The following is a 14,810-nucleotide window of genomic DNA, read 5'->3' on the forward strand; positions in this document are numbered from 1 at the left end:
CAAGCTCCTTTCGGGAGTCGCCGTGTTCGTGGCACCAGAAAACCGCGCAGGTCAGGGGGTACGGCAGCGTTCAAAAGACGGTGCAATTGAGCGGTTGGGGGTGCACGGCGGCCGGGAGGGGGTGCAAACTGTCGGCGACATCTTGATCACCTAGGGTCACAGACCCGTTTGCGCGCCGGGAGTCACATGAAGCTCCAAGAGCCGAATCACCAGCTCGCAGCGGTCATGACGAGAGCCACATGCTCCAACAAGGCACTCGCCCGGCGCGTACAGGACGTAGCCGCGAGCCACGGCGCGGACGTTCGCTGCGATCACGTGTCGGTGAAACGCTGGCTAGACGGAATGCACCCCCGCGGATTGACTCCGCACTTCATCGCTGAGGCCCTGAGCCGCAAGCTCGGTGAGCGGGTGAGCGTCCGCGACATCGGCATGATGTACGCCGAAGCGACGCCGTTCGCCCCTAACTCGCGCAAGCAGCAACAGGCCGACTGCCTGGCCGGCGGGGTGACGGCGCTCGTATCAGGCGACCTCTCGGCCAATCCTCAGGTGGTCGAGAGCGACGTCTCGGCGGACTCCTGGAACGACTCCATGGTCACATGGCTGGTGAACCCCGTACCGATCCCGAAACTGACGTCAGAGGGACGACTGGTCACCGCTTCGGGCGTCGAGGCCGTACGCGAGACGACGGCGATGTTCGCGAAGCTGGACTACCGGTTCGGCGGCGGTCACGCCCGATCCACCGTGGTCCAGTACATCGCCATGGAGGTGGAGCCACTTCTCAAGTACGTCAGGCCGGACACCGCACTCGGCAAGCAGTTCCTCTCCGAGACGGCTGCCATGCTGCGCCTGGCGGCTTGGATGGCGTACGACACCGGTCTGCACGGCCTGGCCCAGCAGTACATGACGAAGGCCCTTCACCTGGCGCGCGAGGCCGACAACCGAATGCTTGGCGGCCGCATCCTGGCCGGCATGAGCCACCAGGCCAACTACCTGGGCCACTACGGCATGGCGGTCAACCTCGCGCGGGCCGCCCAGATGGGCGCCATGGGTGCGGCCACGCCTACGGCCATGGCGCTGTTCAGCGCCATGGAGGCGCGGGCCCTGGCTTCCCAGGGTGACGAAGCCGCATGCAGTCGAGCGCTCGGGGAGGCCGAGCGCTGGTTCGAGCGACGGGCACCCGAGGACGATCCGGTGTGGCTGCGGTACTTCGACGAAGCCGAAATGGCGGCGGAGTTCGCTCACTGCTTCCGCGACCTCGGCCATCACCACCGGGCCCGCGACAGGGTCCTGGAGAGCGTGCAGCTCTCCGAAAGCCTGTACGTCCGCAGCCTGTCTTTTGTGCGGACCATCCTGGCCACGAGCCACGTGGCCGGCGGCGAGTTGGAGCACGGGCTCGCCATAGCGCGCGAGGTCGTGACCACGGTGGCCGACCTGCGATCGGCCAGGACGCGGCGCTACATGCGGGACTTCGTCAAGCAGCTCGCGCGCTTCGGGAACGATCCAAGGGTGCGCGAGTTTCGGTCGTTCACTGAGACACGGCTCGCCCGAGCAGGCTCAGAGGCGAGTGCGACGCGGTAGCCGCTCAGAACGGACTCCAGACGCGCGGGAGAACGTCGTGCCGCAGCGACGCCACACGCCGATCGAACTCCGCGCGGATCTTCGGACCGTGATCCACGTTCTGCATGAGCCACGTGGTCATCGTGGTCTCTCGGATCCTGCGCAGGGTGTGGAAACCTGGCCACTCGGTGACATCGAAGCCGTACGCGTCCACAGCCTGTGCGTATTCATCCGGCGCGACCCACCGGAATCCTCTGAACGGGATGCCGATCCCCGTGCAGAGATCCCACTCACGCGGCCCCCAGGCGAACGCCTCGAAATCGAGCAGGATCACACGCCCATCCGTACGGCGGAGGAGGTTGCTCTTGTGCCCATCTCCGTGGATGTGGCCGGCGGGCAGAGCGAAGTCGAGGGCGCTGTACTCGGCGTAGAGGTCCTTGACCCGCTGACGCAGGAACTCGATGTCCTCGTCCGCGACACTGGAGGCGCTGTTCAAGCGATCCTCCACGCGGGCCAGCGGGTCGAACAGCGGCAGCAGCAGGTCCATGGGCTTCGGGACGTCGTGCAACTGCCTGAGCATGGCCGCCATGTCGGCGAACCCAGGAACCGGCCCACCGCTGTCCGTGTACAGCCAGAACGTCACCACGCGACCGTCACGGACGATCGCCTGGGGGCAGTCCGGGAACAGGCGCACACTTGGAAAGTCGGCTTCTTCCAGCCACCTGGCGACCCCCACCTCCTTCTGGACATCGGACAGGCGATCCGCACTCCGCGCGATCCGCACCACCACCGGATCCGACACGAGCCGGTACAGCGCGTTCTCCCCTATCCGTATCGGCACGGCCGCGCGGCTCTCCAGCCCGGCATACTCGCAGGCTGCGACAAGCGCTCGGTGCGCGTCCTGCTGGCGGAAGCCTTGCGTGGTGGGGGTCTCGGTCATGGATCAGCCCTTCTGCTCGTGTTGCTCGGTGGCGAACTGGTGGCCACGAAACGGCCCTTGCTGGGGATGACGGTGATCAGGCCCTCCTGCTGAAGCACTTCCAGGGCCTTGCGTACCGTGATGCGCGCCGTACCGAACCTCTCGGCGAGGACAGGTTCACCAGGCAAGCGCACATCGGGAGGGAACTCGCCGGCCTCGATGGCGGCGCGAAGCTGGTTGGCCACGTCCTCGTAGCGGGTGGCCGGCTTCGCATCCGCTGCGGCCTGCCCCTGCACTCTGCGACCGCGGCCCATCTGGCTGACGACCAGGCCCTCTTGTTCCAACTTCACGAGCGCCTGACGTACGGTGCCGCGAGCGACGCCGTACGTCTGCATCAGAGCCGTCTCTGACGGGATCATCCCGCCTGGCGGATACTCGCCGGCAGCGATCCGCTGACGGAGGTCGTCTGCCAAGGTGGCGTAAGTGGGCTGAGCTTTGCCGCGAGTCATGAGGCTCCCTTGCCGAGCAACAACGGACTCAAGGCTAAGACGAGCGCTCATGAGCGGTGACGTGCGCAACCTAGATGAGCGGCGATATCTGACGCTCGTTCGGCCGCCGGCCCGGGGCCGGAGGCGATGAGACTGTGGCTTCTGCAGTCCTCGTAACCGAATAGTTTGCATGCGAGGCGACACCATCAGCGCGCCTCGCCCTTGAGGAGCAGGCGCCACATCTCCTCAGCTATGGCGCGCTGCCATGGACCGGCGTAGGCGACGACCTTGGGCGTGCTCCTGCGTATGCGCCGGAAGTGATACTTGCCTCCGATGCTCAGCAGCTCATACGAGGTCTCGGAGCAGGCGCACGTGTAGGCGAGGACTCGCTGCCGCTCTGAGCGATGGTGCGTCGAGCGGTCCTCGTGATCCCAGGTAAGAGAGACCTTCGGAGGTCCGGCCTGGTCGGAGGGATGAGCAGTGAATCCAGGACATGGCCACTCCTCCCTCTCCCGGTCTGCCGCTTCGGCCATTGACCTGCCCTCCTGCCTAGCGATGTGGCAACGTTCCTGCACGTAATCGCTTATGAGCATATGCCTACCAGAGCACATGAGGTAGTGAGGTTGTGATGATGATCTGCTGTGATCGACTTCGGTTCCGATCGACCGGTGCACCGCCAGCTCGCCGACATCATCCGCGCGGACATCGCAGCGGGCCGGCTGAAGCCTGGTCAAGCACTCCCTTCAGAGACTCGGCTGATGCAGCAGTACGAACTTGGCAGGGTCGCCGTACGGCAGGCGCTCGGGGTGCTGCGCAGCGAGGGACTGGTCGTCACCGTGAAGCGTGAAGGCACCTACGTCCGTCCACAGGTGCCTATTGAGCGGGTTGCCGTAGAGCGCGCGGCAGAGGTCACGGCTCGCATGCCGTCACCCGACGAGCGCAAGGAGTTCCACATTCCCGAAGGCGTGCCCGTATTCGTCGTCAAACAGCCAGGTAAACGCAACCAAGTCCTGCCAGCCGATCGAACAATACTCGTCTGGGCGGTAGAAGAGCACTAAAGCCCGCCCAACTGCGCTACTACACGCCCCAAGACGGAAATAACCTGCCGCAGAACGATATCCGATGCTTCAGGCCACACCAGCAGCATCAAAGTACGCAGGGTCGCCCATGGCCGTCTAGAACAATATGCGGTACGGCAGCAGCGTAAATACGAAGAAGATAATTGCCGTTGCCACCACAGCCCAGATCAGATGAATCGGACGCGGCAGTCCGGCTCGCTCAAGACGTCTGACCCCGAAGGCAAACCACACGGGAATGACAAGCCCTACCAGAGTGGCGATACGCAGCGGCACACTATTTGCCGAAACCATCTGAAACATCAGGCCCAAGTACGCAGGCCAGGCATACAGAATCAGTGGCCCAATGCACATTCCAACTATGCCTCCCCATCGCAGCCTACGATTATCTACGTAGGCAGCTATGCTTTGCGGCAAGTTGAGATCCGGCCTGCCTACCATATCAGCTACCAGGACATACACTCGCTGCGCCTCTACGAGCGCGCCCTCGAGCTCCTGGCATCTCTGTTCTGCGACTTCCTTGGCCGCTTCTGCTTCTTCCAAGTTGGCCCTCAGGCGATCAATCTCTTCCCTGATGTCCTCCTCCGTGCGAACGAGTGCTTTTCTGTCGACTTCGAAACGAACGAGTTCAGTCCGAGGAGCAGCCCTTATGGCTCTCTTTGACCACGAACTTTCTAGCGCACGGGTCTCCCCTTTCACAAGTCCCATTTCGTCATCGAGAGCTTCCATTAGATCGACCACATTTTGAATGCGTTCGTCGATCTCCGTCTTCTGAGCTTCGGCGATTTCTGCCTGGGCCTGAATTTCCTCTACCTTCAAACGAGCGTGCTCCACAGCCCGGAACGCCTCAAGCCTTACGTTTTGAGCCGCCCTCACTTCGTCTAGCCCTAGAGCTCTGCCTTGCTTCTCCGCCGCATGTGTGAGCAGCTTCGTAACAAAACCCGAAGGAGGGATCTTTTCCCCATACAAGTAGCGGCGAATCATTTTTGCATCTGTGCCAGATAGCCCAGCATAGTTACGTATGGAATCTTCCACCTCCGCGAAACGCTCCCTAAGATAGATCGCCAGTAGCCGCACTTCCTCCGGAAGATCATCGGTAAGAGGCTTCAATCGCGCAGGAGGCATACTTCACTCTGGCATGTACTCACATGCACTGCTAGAGGCGATCTCACTCGCCGCCCCAACCGCCCCAACTGGAACGGACTTCACACACATCCCATCCACAATGAAACATATGCCCCTTGCGCCATACAACAGGCTTCCCTCAAGACGCAAGCTTGCTAACTATCTTGATCTTTCGGACGATGTACGTGTGGTCGCGACTCCCGCCCCTCAACCGACCGTCACAGTTACGGAGACTGTGGCAGTGACACCGCCGGCACCCGTGATCCATGTCCAAGTTCCAGCCGAGCCATTCGACCTATGGAAGGACATCATTTTCAATGACTTCGGAGGAGCCTTCCTCGGCGTTCTCGGCGCAGCAACCGTTGCTTGGTGGCTAACACGCCGAGAGCGAGAAGCCCGGTTGGACGAGAGAAGGCGAGATCAGACAGCCCAACTATCTACCGGGCTACGCAACCTCTGCCATGCGACAAGTGAGGCCAACCCCGAAGTCGTGGTGCCAGCGTTAGAGGTTGTTGCAGGGGCTGCGGCTCCCCTACTTGCTCGCGTCAAGAAGGCCCCACATGCCGATTTCCAGCACTGGCTCGCCGCACAGATGGCTCTGTTACCAACGACATGGTTCGAGGAACTCCAGGCAACCAAGCGGCTAGAAACTCAGGGAAGAGCCAACAAGCGTAGAGAACTAGCAAGGCAGATCATCCGCCTGCAGGTGACCGTCGAACGGTGGGGCGTCGATCCCAAAGGCTGGCGCCCTGCGACGACAGATGACGACCTTCCTCGTACTGTGGGAGGCCGCCCCAGGAAGGGGCCTCGTCGTTGATCAACCACACCCATGGTGCTGTCACGTACCCGTCATCTCGTACTTGATCGTTCCCAATACCTTCCCGCGAGCCCTGGCTCGTCGCTCGACGTAACGCCAACACCCCTGGTCAGCAACACGAGGAGCGCTTCATGCTCATCTGACTCCTAAAGCGGGTGCCGCAGGTTCGAATCCTGCCGGGGGCACTCATCTCCACCAGGCTTTCGTACGCTGACCTGCGGTTTCTTGGCCGCAGGTCTTTGCTTTGTGTACCTTGATAGGCAGCCGACGGTGCCCGCATGCAGCCGTGTCACTCAGCGCCTCGCGCTATCGGGACCGGCACACGGTCTCCCGCAAGAAGTCCGACCGGCAAGACGCCGTCGTCCTGACCAACATCCTGCGCACCGACATGGCGTTGCACCGGCCGCTGCCCGCCGACAGCCATCAGGCTCAGGCCATCGCGGTGCTGGCGCGCGGCCACCAGGACGCCGTCCGGCGCATCCACCGCGTCGGCAACGAGCTGCGCTCGCTATTGCGGTAGTACTACCCGGCCTTCCTGACACTGTTCGCCGACCAGGAAGGCGGCATCACCTGCCGTGAAGCCCGCGCTGTACTCACAATCGCCCCCACCCACGCCTCGGCGTGCTGGCTCAGCATCGCGGAGCTGGGGGCCGTGCTGAAGATCTGCGGCCGCATCTACCACCTGCGGACCTGGGCCGAACGTCTACACGCCGGCTTCCACGGCCACCAACTGCGCCAGCCAACCCCGATCGAGGAGGCGATGGGCCGGCAGGCACTGGCGTTGATGGTCGTTCTCGATGCCGCCTGCCAAGCCGCAGCCGACCTGCACCAGGCCACCGTCACAGCCTTCCGCGACCACCCCGACCACGACATCGTCACCAGCTTCCCCGGCCTGGGCGAGCTCACGGCGGCCCGGCTGGTTGCCGAGATCGGCGATGACCGCACCCGCTTCGCCGACGCCCGCGCCCTCAAGGCCTACGCTGGAGCCGCCCCGATCACCCGCGCCAGCGGACGCAGCCGGGCCGTCGTCCACCGCCGGGTCAAGAACCGCCGCCTGACCGCCTCACCCGGCGCCCGCGTTCACTACGACCGACGCAAAGAACACGATGATCGACATTCAGCCGCACTGCGCAACCTCTACAATCGCTTCCGCAGCTGCCTGTTCCACTGCCTGACCACCCGCCAGCCCTACAGCGAACCCTTCCTTTCCCGCCGCAGACCCTGGGGGCTCCATCGCGGGCCCCGAGCTCGTGGGCGTCGCCTCCCACATTCAAAAGTCGTTTCCCGGTGGACCGGCCACGCCGAACTGGCCGAGGCCATACGCGCTGAACGCCTGATGGTGGCACATCTGCTGGAGTCGCTGGCGGACCCTGAGTCCCGCATGTGACCTCGTCGCTGCTGCGGGCGGCGAGACATGCCATGAGGGCCGGGTCACCCATGGGTGACCCGGCCCTCCTTGTTCTGTCTGTGATCTAAGTAGGGCACGCTAGGTCGCTGATCGAAGCGATCGGGAGGCGGCTGTGGGGTGGCGTATCGCAGTCCTGATCGGCGTGGGTCTGGCTGCACTTCCGACGATTCCGGCAGCAGCACCAGTCGGCGTATCCTGCCTGATGTCGGTGTCATATACGGACAAGTTGATAGATGCCTGGATCGCTGAGAATGCGCCAGCGACAGTGCGGCAGCCCGCCCCTGAGATCACCCCGACGTTCTCTCCCTACAGCGACGTGAAGGTAATGGAGGGGCCGCCTCCCATGGGGGAGGAAAGCGTCACGACGGAAGAGTTAGCGCGTTACGTGGTGGCGCTGAAGGGGTGCAACAACGACACATGATCCTGCTAGCAGGCAATCGTGAGCGGCAGGTTCTCGGGCGCTGACTCCTAGGTCCAGCGGACTGGAGGAGCGGGTGGACAGCACGACCCGCCCTGCCAGCCGAACAAGCCCCGAGTTCAGATCACAATTGTCCGGGGGCTCGGCCCGCCAGGAACATGTCGAGCACGGGTATGAGAGCCGCCGCGGCCGCTGGTGGCCGAACCCAATGCCCCGGCAGAGGAACAGCCTCCCGCCTGGGTCTTCAACGAAGCGTATCGTCAGGTCCAGGTCCCTCCTTCCTGCGCCTCGTCTGAATGATCCTCTCCTCATCCTCCGCCTTCTCCGCATCGGTCGGCCTGAAGATAAGGCGGGCCGCTTCCGTCAATGCCTGGTAGGACACCGCGGCATGGTCAGAAATGTCGCCCATGAAATAGTCGGCGACCTGATCGACCTTGCTCGTCATGATCCCCGTAGGGGTGAACTGCGGGTCGTAATTCCCCATGGCGGTTCCGTCGCTGCCGCTGTAATACAGGTCACTGGTGTCTTCTGGAGCGGCTTCGGGAATCCACGAGAAGAAGGAGGTGAAAGCGGATCTGGCATCAGAGCCCGAATCCGCAGTCAGCGACCTGATCTCGAGGGTGTAGAGGGCCCTGCGGCAGTCGTCGCCCGGAAGACCGGCGAGGAACGCGTCGTGGGACGAGGAGGGGTGACGATTCTCGGAAATCGTCACCATCGTCGTCAACCCGGTCGGCGATGCGACGCAGCCAGGATCAGGACGCGGTCCCGCCCCCGGCCCGTCTGTGCAGGTCGGACCACGCCGGGCTGGAGGCGACCTTCTCCGTCGCTTCCGCCAGCGAGCAGCCCAGCAAGTCAATGACCGCGCGGATGCAATCGACCGGCGTAAACCCGTTCCTTCTCATGGACCCGATCAGCACGTTGACATCGACGCCCGCCTCCAATTCCTTCTTCGCGTTCGCGAGGAATTCGGCATGCTGTTCCTTGGAGAGCATTCTCTTCGCCTAGCTGTCTGCGCCCGACACCTTGAATTCGAGATCCGACCGGGCCCGTGACGCGTACTCCGCGAATTGGCAGGGACTTGAATCCCTGAGCGCCCAGCGCCGGATGGAGGACCTTGCGTACTTCACGGAGTAAGAGGGCCGCGTCTCCCGATCCGAGCGATCCACGTGCCATTTCACTCGTCATGCCAAAGATCGCGATGTCCGACGCCCATTGTCGATAGTTACCGTCGCCAACATCTCGATCTTGCCTTGAGGCGTGTCGATGGTGTGGTACAGCATCTTGCCATGGGCGAGGTTGCCGATGCCGCGAAGATCGTCCTTGTGGACGAGTGCGTCGGCGCCTCCGACGGCTACGTGGTAGGTGGGGGGCCGGCGACATCGAGATTGTAGACACGCTGACCGCTGTTGGAGCTCTTGGAGACGGCGCTCACCTGCACGTACGTACCGGTGCTGGTACGCAGCCACGAACCGGCCAGCAGATCCCCCGCCTCGACCCGGACGTGCAGGATGAATTGGGTTCGGGCGCGTGGGTTCGTCCGGCACCGATGTGGTGGAGCCGGCCGCCCGCATCGTGGGCAGCGGGAGGTGGCACCCAGATCGGCGTCACTAACTTGATCAGCAAAAGCAAGCGGCCCTGAGCCACTTGTGGAGCCGTGTCAGCGGTCGCGTCAGCCCGGCGACGGCCCGGTATCAGAGCGGTCGGCGATCGTAAAGGCCATGAACGGCGCAGCGCCTGCCCGTTCCACCGAAACGCTAAGGAGCACCCCCATCATGGCCATCACCCTCTCCGACCAGGACCAGCTCACCCTCCGCATCGGCGGCTGGGGCGCCGTCTGGCTGATGTCGGCCGCCGGCGCCGCCGGCTCGGCCCACAGGGCCGCCACCGGCGGCTCCATCGCCCTGACCTCCGCCACCGGCCTGGCCGGCCACGTCCTCGCCAAGGCCCCCAAGGGCCTGACCGGCAAGACCACCGCCGCGCTGGCCGACCGGGTGCTGCCTGCCCTGACCGCCTCCATCACCCTGCTCAAGCAGCAGGCTCCAGAAGAGGCCGGCAACTTCCGCCGCACTGTCACCGTCGCCGTCGACGCCGCCGTTCAGTCCCAGAAGGGCGAGCCCAGCCCCACCATGACCGAGATGGCTCGTAAAGTCACCGAGGCCCTCGACGCCGCCTGATGCCCCCCAAACTCCAGCACGCCACGGGGTCCCCTCCGGACCCCGTGGCACTCCTTGATCTCGACCCGGCCGGTACACAAGCGTGAGAGCTCAGTTGCCCACGCCGAGGTCGGGCAACCTCGAGCCTGAGGGCTTCGCCTGGCCGGACCCCGCCGGCTTCTACATCGACGTCGTCACCGTCCCGGACCCTGAAACGGTGAAGTACCGCGTGCACCTCGATCTCGCCACCACCTCTGCCGCACATCAGGCGGAGTTGGTCGCGCGCCTGAGGGAGCTCGGTGCGACGCCGGCCGATGTGGGCCAGAGCGACGTCCCGTGGACGGTTCTGGCCGACCCGGAGGGCAACGAGTTCTGTGTCCTCGGACGGGGCTGACGCAGAGCTTCTCACCGCCGCGAACGGGCGTCTCCACGTGCGCCTCGCGCAGCCCCGGGCGCAGCGTCGAGGTTGAGGCGTCCACCGCGACACGAACACCAGCAGGGCGCCCGCACCCTGGAGAGCGGAAGCATCTCGCGGCTCTTCCACCGCAGTGTCGTTCTGACCAAGCGAAACAGCAGTCAAACGGTGGATCACCAACGATCATCGACTCAGGGGCGGCACGCACCGAACGACCGCTACACATCCCTTGTTCCTAGGCGTACTGGAACCTATTCAGCTCGAGCTCTCCTGAAGAGGTCCTAACAGATGATCTGTGTTGTGCATTGATCGCACGAGAAAAGGCCTGCTGCGCGTTCTTCGCTTTCGACGTCACCGCTGAGGGCGACCAGGTGATCTGGGACTCCGTCCGCTTGTGGACTGGGCCTCAGTACGTGTGCGGTACTCCCGGACGGTCAGGGCGGCCGAGATCGTCGGGGCGGCAGCCTGCAGTTACGACGCGGGCGAGTCACGGCTTAGACCGCCGCGCCACCTGGACGCGGTCGCCCACGGCGCCGGCAGGGCGCTGACGTTCACCTGTTCCCGCGCGATGCGCACCGCGCCCATAAACGGCATCAGGTATGCGAGATGACCAGCACACCAGCCACGGTCATACGGAATCGGGCACCGCAAAAAATAGCATTTCCGGAAGGAGGTAGAGCAAGACATTATCGATGGCTATTGACGGCTCTCCTTCCCCTCGTCCACACTCCTGATGGATTGTCGAACGGCGTCGGCGCGCGCGTTTTCGTAACTCACCGTTAAAGCAATTGAGCGAATATCCGAACCGATGCGGAGCAACACCGGAACGCCTAATAGAGGGAGGATAAATGCGATTACCGACAGCCGTACGGCGGAGATCAGGAAACGCTCCACAAAGGAGCTGGTGGTCCGTTCTCGCGGCGGCTCTACTGGTCTGCGCCATCGTCCCGGTTATCGGGTCACCCGCCTGGGCCCGGACTGCAACCACCGGATACGCCTACGTCTGGGCAGACCAGCCCACAGCGTCCTCCTACACTCCCGCCGCCGCCTACAGCGCCAACTCCACGAACGCCACCAACACCGTGACCCGCACCGACGTAGGGCGATACAGCGTCACCATGCCCAATCTCGGGCTCAACGGGGGGATCGCCCATGTGACCAGTGTGGGTTTCGACGCGACCACCTGCACCGTGCAGGACTGGGTCCCCTCCGAGACCGCCCAGCTGGTCCGCGTGCAATGCTTCGACCCCGGCGGGGTGTTCGCGGACTCGATGTTCACCGCCTCCTTCGTCAACCTGGCGAGCGCGCAGCGCCACATCGCCTACGTCTGGGCGGACCAGCCCAGCGCAACCACCTACACGCCCAGCCCGGCGCACCAGTTCAACTCCACGGGGGCCACCAACACGGTGAATCGGGTGGGCCCCGGCTACTACAGTGTCCATCTGCCCGGCATGAAGGACGTCGTGGGCTACCTCCAGGTGACCGCGCAGAACACCACCGCCGGCCGGTGCAAGGCCCACTCGCAAGGGCCGTCGCAGGACTCCGACGCCATGGTCGTGGCCATCTTCTGCACGAACCTCAACGGAGCCATGACGGACACCGCTTTCACTTTTTCCTACAGCAGGAACGCCGGTTTCACCGACACGTTGCCGGCGGCGTACGCCCTTCCCAACCAGATCGACGCGGTCACCCCGTACGCCCCCACGCACCGGTTCAACTCCACCGGGGCCACCAATACCGCCACCAGGTTGGCGCCGGGGATCTACCGGCTCGCCACGCCCAACATGCCTCTGGACGGCGGTCACGTCCAGGCCGTCGCGTACGGGCCGGGCGGCGACGGATTCTCGAACTACTGCAAGGTGATGTTCTGGACGCCGGACTACATGCCGGGCAGCGGCCTCTACGTCGCCTGCTTCACCGTGGACGGCACCCCGGCCAACGGCTCGTTCAACGCCGTCTTCCTCGAGTGAGGACATGAGGTCGTAGGCTGCGGCTCCCTCGAGGCGACTCCGTCGAGAGCCGTGCGTCGCCGACAACGTCATGGGAGGAGGGGAGTTCGCCCGCGTGATCTCCTCTCCTCCCGGCGTTCAGCTCATGATCACCCAGTCAGGTGCGGGAGACCGCGTGGACGCCGGGTGGAGTTGTAAGAGCACGAGTCCACCAGGCGGCCGTTCGGGCGGCGCCAAAGCCTTTCGACAGCAGGCTCTAACCGGTGGCCGAGACCCGCCTGGCCGCTGCCATGACCGCGGCCGCGGCCAGGGTGGTGAGGGACGCCAGGAGAGCGGCGGCGGTCAGAGTCAGGGCGTCGGGGTGGATCAAGGGCTGGGCGCGCAGGGCCTGCCAGGTGACCAGGGCGATCAGGCCGGTGTAGCCCGCGGCTGCCACGTCGATCAGGCGAGCGCGGGTCCGGTCGTCACGTAAGAGGGGATAGCGAGCAGCCAGCGCGGCCAGGAGCAGGGCGGCGATCAGCATGACCTGCAAGCCGTGCAGGCCGACGAAATGGGGGATCCTCAGGTCGCCGCCGGTGGTGCTCCACTGCGTCAGCGGGAGGCCGGGGCCGCCGTCGGGTACGCCCACGCTGTGACCGCTGCTCAGGACTACCCTCTCACCGCTGGTGGTCAGCGCTGTCTCCGCCTTCCCCTGTATGGGGATGAGGAAGCCCAGGGCCATGCCGGCGACGGCCAGGGCCAGGCCTGTGTGGATCGCCCGGCTCATCGCACGGTCGGCGTGGACCCGCTGGCAGGCCAGGATGATGGCGAGCGCGAGGTTGGCCAGCACGATGCAGAGCACGGCATTGCCGAAGATGACCAGCATGATCTTCTCGGCCGCAGCGGTGGACTTGTTGAAATGGCTGAAGGTGCCGCGGGCTGCCTGGATCGCGACGATGACGGTGTCGACGAACCCGGTGACGGCGAAGACGGTGGCCAGGCCGGAGGTCCACTTCCTTCCTCGGTGAGGCAGAGACAGCATCCAGGCGAGGGTGGTTCCGTAGACGGCCATCGACACCGCGAACTTGAACGGCTTGAGCCAGACGGGGGCGCCGAGAAGCACCCGGTCGTCGAGCACGAGCCCGACCGCCGAGACGACCAGCAGAAGCAGCATCGAGGCGACCATCAGCATCAGCGGTCGATGCCACCCCATCACTCGGCGACCCGACGCACCAAGAACACTGGACACGGAACCTCCTGGAAACGACCGGAGCTATGGCCCAGACTCCCGGTCGCCGGCCGCGGCCACATTGCCGCACACCCCCTTGTCACAGGGAGGTCAGCCCTACCGCCCCTGCGTGTGCTCGCCGTAGTCGCCACCCATGCGCCGCCGATGAACAGGTCTTGGAACGGTTTCAGCCCATTGAACCTGTTTCGCCGTGGACGCGCCGTTCATCCTCTACGCACCACTTCCGCGATCGACGCCCAGTCGCGGTCGGCCATGCCCTGGTCGATCGCGGTCTGGAACGTCCGCTGCAGGGCGGGCATGGTGGGCAGTTCCAGTCCGATCTTGTCGGCGGCGGCCGCGGCCAGATTGAGGTCCTTGTCGCCCAGGACGGTGCGGAAACCGGCCGGCAGATACTCACGGTCCACGATCGCCTTGCCATAGCCCTCGTACACCGGCCCCGTCAGCAGGGTCTCCGTGATGAGCTCGTGCAGCTGGTGCGGGTCGATTCCGTGCCGTTCCGCCAGGGTGAAGCCCTCGGCCATCGCCTCCAGCGCGTGGATGATCAGCAGGTTCATGGTGATCTTCACGATGTTGGCCTGCCACGGCGGTTCGCCAACCCTCCAGGTACGCCGGCCGAGCGTCGAGAACACCGGCTCCAGGGACTCGATCACCCCGCTGTCACCGGCGGCGAGCAGGTTCAGCTGTCCCGCCTCCGCGGCGGACGGGCGCCCCAGCACCGGGACGGCCAGATAGCCGATGCCGGCGGCCTCGTGCCGCTCGGCCATGACGCGGCCGGCGTCGACGGAGATCGTCGACATGCTGACGTGGATGCCGTCCCGGCCCGCCGCGGCGAGCACCGCGTCGTCGAAGACGGCGGCGACGGCAGCGTCGTCGGCCAGCATCGACAGCACCGGCCCGGCGGCGAACAGGTCGGCGACGGACGCGGCGCGCTCGGCGCCCAGCGCGACGAGTTCGTCGACGGCCGCGGGAGACCGGTTCCAGACCGTGACGCCGTGTCCCTCCGCGAGCAGGCGGCGGACCATGCTCTTCCCCATGTTGCCGAGACCGGCGAAAGACACTCGTGCCATGCGATGCTCCTTCCTGATCGTTCACATCAAAGGGCCAGGTACGCGGCCCGCTCTGGGCGTACCCAGCGGCAGTGAGCAGCACCGAAGGGCCGTTCCCGGTCAAGGGCAGGAACAGCCCTGGGTTAGGTGTACTGACCACGGCCGGCGCGCGGCACATCGCCGATCCGGACCTGACGGTCTGCCTCAAGAA

At 64.8% G+C, this 14,810-nt stretch carries 14 protein-coding genes and 1 pseudogene; 8 read left to right on the top strand and 7 right to left on the bottom strand.

Annotated elements, in window-relative coordinates:
• The first annotated feature begins 357 nt into the window (after positions 1-357).
• Complete coding sequence (locus ACTMTF_RS35995) at positions 358-1,578, top strand: hypothetical protein (RefSeq protein WP_441114662.1); 1,221 nt, start codon at positions 358-360, stop codon at positions 1,576-1,578.
• A gap of 4 nt (positions 1,579-1,582) precedes the next feature.
• On the opposite strand, the gene ACTMTF_RS36000 is transcribed toward ACTMTF_RS35995, so the two are convergent.
• Positions 1,583-2,497, bottom strand: coding sequence for a phosphotransferase enzyme family protein (locus ACTMTF_RS36000; RefSeq protein WP_441114663.1), 915 nt, complete (start codon positions 2,495-2,497; stop codon positions 1,583-1,585).
• Positions 2,494-2,985, bottom strand: a complete 492-nt coding sequence (locus tag ACTMTF_RS36005; protein ID WP_441114664.1) for a GntR family transcriptional regulator — start codon at positions 2,983-2,985, stop codon at positions 2,494-2,496. The genes ACTMTF_RS36000 and ACTMTF_RS36005 overlap by 4 nt, the downstream gene beginning before the upstream one ends.
• 620 nt (positions 2,986-3,605) lie before the next feature.
• Here ACTMTF_RS36005 and ACTMTF_RS36010 point away from each other — a divergent pair.
• A complete protein-coding gene (locus ACTMTF_RS36010) occupies positions 3,606-4,022 on the top strand; it encodes a GntR family transcriptional regulator (protein ID WP_441114665.1) in 417 nt (138 codons plus the stop codon).
• A gap of 117 nt (positions 4,023-4,139) precedes the next feature.
• Here ACTMTF_RS36010 and ACTMTF_RS36015 read toward each other — a convergent pair whose 3' ends face one another.
• Positions 4,140-5,150, bottom strand: coding sequence for a hypothetical protein (locus tag ACTMTF_RS36015; protein ID WP_441114666.1), 1,011 nt, complete (start codon positions 5,148-5,150; stop codon positions 4,140-4,142).
• Positions 5,151-6,268: 1,118 nt separating this feature from the next.
• On the opposite strand from ACTMTF_RS36015, the gene ACTMTF_RS36020 reads away from it, so the two are divergent.
• From ACTMTF_RS36020 to ACTMTF_RS36030, 3 genes are all read left to right on the top strand, one after another.
• Positions 6,269-6,502 (top strand): IS110 family transposase, encoded by a 234-nt coding sequence (locus ACTMTF_RS36020; protein WP_441114667.1) that lies wholly within the window; start codon positions 6,269-6,271, stop codon positions 6,500-6,502.
• A 132-nt stretch (positions 6,503-6,634) separates the two neighbouring features.
• Positions 6,635-7,369: a transposase gene (locus tag ACTMTF_RS36025; RefSeq protein WP_441114668.1), complete on the top strand. Its 735-nt coding sequence runs from the start codon at positions 6,635-6,637 to the stop codon at positions 7,367-7,369.
• 133 nt (positions 7,370-7,502) lie between these two features.
• Entirely contained in the window at positions 7,503-7,811 is a 309-nt protein-coding gene (locus ACTMTF_RS36030; RefSeq protein ID WP_441114669.1) for a hypothetical protein, read from the top strand.
• Between the two features lie 241 nt (positions 7,812-8,052).
• Here ACTMTF_RS36030 and ACTMTF_RS36035 read toward each other — a convergent pair whose 3' ends face one another.
• Together ACTMTF_RS36035 and ACTMTF_RS36040 are read right to left on the bottom strand one after the other, a co-directional pair.
• Entirely contained in the window at positions 8,053-8,523 is a 471-nt protein-coding gene (locus ACTMTF_RS36035; RefSeq protein ID WP_441114670.1) for a hypothetical protein, read from the bottom strand.
• A gap of 37 nt (positions 8,524-8,560) precedes the next feature.
• A complete protein-coding gene (locus tag ACTMTF_RS36040; protein ID WP_441114671.1) occupies positions 8,561-8,800 on the bottom strand; it encodes a hypothetical protein in 240 nt (79 codons plus the stop codon).
• Between the two features lie 780 nt (positions 8,801-9,580).
• Here ACTMTF_RS36040 and ACTMTF_RS36045 point away from each other — a divergent pair.
• From ACTMTF_RS36045 to ACTMTF_RS36055, 3 genes and pseudogenes are all read left to right on the top strand, one after another.
• Positions 9,581-9,982 (top strand): hypothetical protein, encoded by a 402-nt coding sequence (locus ACTMTF_RS36045; RefSeq protein ID WP_441114672.1) that lies wholly within the window; start codon positions 9,581-9,583, stop codon positions 9,980-9,982.
• 82 nt (positions 9,983-10,064) lie between these two features.
• Positions 10,065-10,343, top strand: a pseudogene (locus tag ACTMTF_RS36050) (VOC family protein); the annotation flags it as partial.
• A gap of 881 nt (positions 10,344-11,224) precedes the next feature.
• Positions 11,225-12,346: a hypothetical protein gene (locus ACTMTF_RS36055; protein WP_441114673.1), complete on the top strand. Its 1,122-nt coding sequence runs from the start codon at positions 11,225-11,227 to the stop codon at positions 12,344-12,346.
• 235 nt (positions 12,347-12,581) lie between these two features.
• Here the strand turns inward: ACTMTF_RS36055 and ACTMTF_RS36060 are convergent, their stop codons facing one another.
• Together ACTMTF_RS36060 and ACTMTF_RS36065 are read right to left on the bottom strand one after the other, a co-directional pair.
• Complete coding sequence (locus tag ACTMTF_RS36060) at positions 12,582-13,478, bottom strand: hypothetical protein (RefSeq protein ID WP_441114674.1); 897 nt, start codon at positions 13,476-13,478, stop codon at positions 12,582-12,584.
• Positions 13,479-13,756: 278 nt separating this feature from the next.
• On the bottom strand, positions 13,757-14,620 hold the full coding sequence (locus ACTMTF_RS36065) for an NAD(P)-dependent oxidoreductase (RefSeq protein ID WP_441114675.1): 864 nt from the start codon (positions 14,618-14,620) through the stop codon (positions 13,757-13,759).
• Positions 14,621-14,810 lie beyond the last annotated feature (190 nt).

Source organism: Nonomuraea sp. ZG12 (assembly GCF_052068115.1).
GTDB lineage: Bacteria > Actinomycetota > Actinomycetes > Streptosporangiales > Streptosporangiaceae > Nonomuraea.